The 3,204-nt window shown below is 49.2% G+C and carries 2 rRNA genes; both read left to right on the top strand.

Going from position 1 to position 3,204, the window contains the following annotated elements:
* The first annotated feature begins 80 nt into the window (after positions 1-80).
* Positions 81-2,907, top strand: a 23S ribosomal RNA gene (locus FN809_RS17550).
* A gap of 166 nt (positions 2,908-3,073) precedes the next feature.
* Positions 3,074-3,184, top strand: a 5S ribosomal RNA gene (gene rrf / locus FN809_RS17545).
* The last annotated feature ends 20 nt before the right edge of the window (positions 3,185-3,204 follow it).

Genomic DNA, 3,204 nt, shown 5'->3' with positions numbered 1-3,204 from the left:
AACGTACATTGACATATTGGCAATAAAACAATCAAAATCATAGGTTAAGCTTTACGCGAATGCGTTAAAGCATAATCAACAAGAAAGTAAGCAAGGGCGCACGGAGGATGCCTAGGCTTTCAGAGGCGAAGAAAGACGTGATAAGCTGCGATAAGCTTCGGGTAGTGGCAAATACACTTTGATCCGGAGATTTCTGAATGGGGCAACCCGGCTATGTGAAGCATAGTCATTCTGTATTTATACGGAAGGCAAACCCAGGGAACTGAAACATCTAAGTACCTGGAGGAGAAGAAAATAATAATGATTCCCCTAGTAGCGGCGAGCGAACGGGGATTAGCCCAAACCTACTTTGTTTAGGCAAAGTAGGGGTTGTAGGACCATAATATGACAATAAAAAAGAAGTGGAACGTTTTGGAAAGAACGATCATAGAGGGTGACAATCCCGTACACGTAATTTTTTGTTTGATAGTGGTATCCTGAGTAAGACGGGACACGAGAAATCCTGTTTGAATCTGCCGGGCCCATCCGGTAAGGCTAAATACTCCTGAAAGACCGATAGTGAACCAGTACCGTGAGGGAAAGGTGAAAAGTACCCCGAACAGGGGAGTGAAAAAGTACCTGAAACCGTGCGCTTACAAGCGGTCGGAGCTGCATTTATGTGGTGACGGCGTGCCTTTTGCATAATGAGCCTACGAGTTAGTCGTAGTTGGCAAGGTTAAGCCTTTAAGGGGCGGAGCCGAAGCGAAAGCGAGTCTGAACAGGGCGAACAAAGTCAGCTGCGCTAGACGCGAAACCAGGTGATCTACCCATGGTCAGGTTGAAGTTCCGGTAACACGGAATGGAGGACCGAACCGCCAGACGTTGAAAAGTCTTCGGATGAACTGTGGGTAGGGGTGAAAGGCCAATCAAACCTGGAAATAGCTCGTACTCCCCGAAATGCATTTAGGTGCAGCCTTGTTTTTACTCTTACAGAGGTAGAGCTACTGATTGGACGAGAGGGCTTCACCGCCTATCAACTCCTGATAAACTCCGAATGCTGTAAGATAATTAAACAGGAGTGAGGGCATGGGTGCTAAGGTCCATGTCCGAAAGGGAAAGAACCCGGACCATCGGCTAAGGTCCCCAAATATATGCTAAGTTGAACAAACGCGGTTCGATTGCAGAGACAGCTAGGATGTTGGCTTGGAAGCAGCCATTCATTTAAAGAGTGCGTAACAGCTCACTAGTCGAGCGATCGAGCATGGATAATAATCGGGCATAAGCATATTACCGAAGCTATGGATGGCCCCTCTTGCAAAAGGGGGGCTGTGGTAGGGGAGCATTCCATATGCCTTGAAGCGTTGCGGCGATGCAGCGTGGAGCGTATGGAAAAGCAAATGTAGGCATAAGTAACGATAATGCGGGCGAGAAACCCGCACGCCGAAAGACTCAGGTTTCCTGATCAACGCTAATCGGATCAGGGTTAGTCGGGACCTAACGCGTACCCGAAAGGGGAAGTGGATGGATAGCAGGTCAATATTCCTGCACCTCCCATGCAATAAAAGTGACGTATATCAAATACTACTGGGCGCTGACGGAATAGCGCGCTGAGCCTAGGCTTCGGCCAAAGCGAAGTAGGGTATGATGTACCAAGAAAAGCGAGCATGGGAGCCCGTACCGTAAACGGACACACGTAGTTGGGTTGAGTATACTGAGGCGCTCGAGTGATTCATGGCTAAGGAACTCGGCAAATTAGCCCCGTAACTTCGGGAGAAGGGGCGCCCTTGTAGCGATATGAGGGCCGCAGAGAAATGGCGCATGCGACTGTTTATCAAAAACACATGGCTTTGCAAAATCGAAAGATGACGTATAAGGCCTGACACCTGCCCGGTGCTGGAAGGTTAAGAGGAGAGGTTAGCTTCGGCGACGCTTTGAATTGAAGCCCCAGTAAACGGCGGCCGTAACTATAACGGTCCTAAGGTAGCGAAATTCCTTGTCGGGTAAGTTCCGACCTGCACGAATGGTGTAACGATGTGCGCACTGTCTCAGCCATGAGCTCGGTGAAATTGTAGTATCGGTGAAGATGCCGATTACCCGCAACGGGACGGAAAGACCCCGTGAACCTTTACTGCAACTTAACGTTGCTCGTGGGTAAATGATGTGTAGGATAGGACGGAGACTTTGATGCTGCTTCGCCAGGAGTAGTTTAGTCGCCCTTGAAATACGTCCCTTTATTTATCTGTGGGCTAACCCGAATCACTTCGGGGACACCGTTTGGTGGGTAGTTTGACTGGGGTGGTCGCCTCCAAAAGAGTAACGGAGGCTTTCAAAGGTTTCCTCAGGACGATTGGTAACCGTCCGTAGAGTGTAATGGCACAAGGAAGCTTGACTGTGAGGCCGACAAGCCGACCAGGTACGAAAGTAGGACATAGTGATCCGGTGGTTCCGCATGGAAGGGCCATCGCTCAAAGGATAAAAGGTACTCCGGGGATAACAGGCTGATCGCTCCCAAGAGCTCATATCGACGGAGCGGTTTGGCACCTCGATGTCGGCTCGTCACATCCTGGGGCTGGAGAAGGTCCCAAGGGTTGGGCTGTTCGCCCATTAAAGTGGCACGCGAGCTGGGTTCAGAACGTCGTGAGACAGTTCGGTCCCTATCTGTTGTGGGCGTAGGATATTTGAGAAGACCTGTCATTAGTACGAGAGGACCGTGACGGACTCACCTCTGGTGTACCAGTTGTTCCGCCAGGAGCACTGCTGGGTAGCTACGTGGGGAAGGGATAAGTGCTGAAAGCATCTAAGCACGAAGCCTGCTTCAAGATGAGATATCCTTATCAGGGACGTTGTAGACTACGACGTTGATAGGCTGCAGGTGTAAAGATGGTAACATCAAAGCCGAGCAGTACTAATTGCCCGAAACTTTTAGTTGGTGCGTACCAAGCCTAACAGATGATTTTGATTGTTGCCGATATATCAATTAAGATTAGTAGGTCAATAGATCGATAGGTCAGTAGATCGATAGGTTGATAGATGTTAGTGTTGTTAAACACTAATGACCTAACGACCCAAGCGCCTAACGATCTAATAAAAATATTCAGGTGGTTATAGCAACGGGGTTCCACCTCTTCCCATTCCGAACAGAGAAGTTAAGCCCGTTAGCGCCGATGGTACTGCAGAAATGTGGGAGAGTAGGTCGCCGCCCATCTTTAAAAAGAGCAATCGAAA

This window comes from Saccharicrinis carchari, assembly GCF_900182605.1.
Taxonomy (GTDB): Bacteria; Bacteroidota; Bacteroidia; order Bacteroidales; family Marinilabiliaceae; genus Saccharicrinis; species Saccharicrinis carchari.
This window is presented reverse-complemented; position numbering and strand designations above follow the sequence as displayed.